This window comes from Streptomyces apocyni (assembly GCF_009739465.1).
In the GTDB taxonomy this organism is placed as follows: Bacteria; Actinomycetota; Actinomycetes; order Streptomycetales; family Streptomycetaceae; genus Streptomyces; species Streptomyces apocyni.
This window is the reverse complement of sequence record NZ_WHOM01000020.1, coordinates 1-448: the sequence shown is the minus strand read 5'-3', so window position 1 is coordinate 448 and position 448 is coordinate 1. Positions and strand designations below refer to the sequence as shown.

At 66.5% G+C, this 448-nt stretch carries 1 protein-coding gene; it reads right to left on the bottom strand.

Annotation, left to right across the window (positions count from 1 at the left end; genetic code table 11):
- Positions 1-388, bottom strand: a 388-nt coding sequence (locus GCN81_RS00080; protein ID WP_231626280.1) for a condensation domain-containing protein, incomplete at its 3' end; no start/stop codon positions are given.
- Positions 389-448: the final 60 nt, after the last annotated feature.

Genomic DNA, 448 nt, shown 5'->3' with positions numbered 1-448 from the left:
GAACCAGCTCACGCTCATCGGCCACCAGCAGGTCCAGACGCGAGACAGGCTGGTCCGGGTCGTCGGCCAGGATCTCCAGAGCTCGCTGGAAGCGGTCCAGGATGCGTGCGGCCGCATCGTGGTCGAACACGTCGGTGCGGTGGTCCAACCGCAGCCTCAGCCCATCACCAGGAATCACCGCCAAACTCAACGGATAGTGCGTCGCATCCCGGCCGGACACGCCCTCCAGCCGGACGCCGCCCACGGTGTTCTCCAAGGTGCTGGAGTCCATCGGGTAGTTCTCCAGGACGGCGAGGGTGTCGAAGAGTTCACCGCCCCCGGCCAGGCGCTGGATGTCGGTGAGGGCCAGATGATGATGGGCCATCAGACCGGACTGCTGGTCCTGCAACTGGGCCAGCAGGTGGCCGACAGTGGTGTGCGGGTTCAGGCGTACGCGAACGGGGAGGGT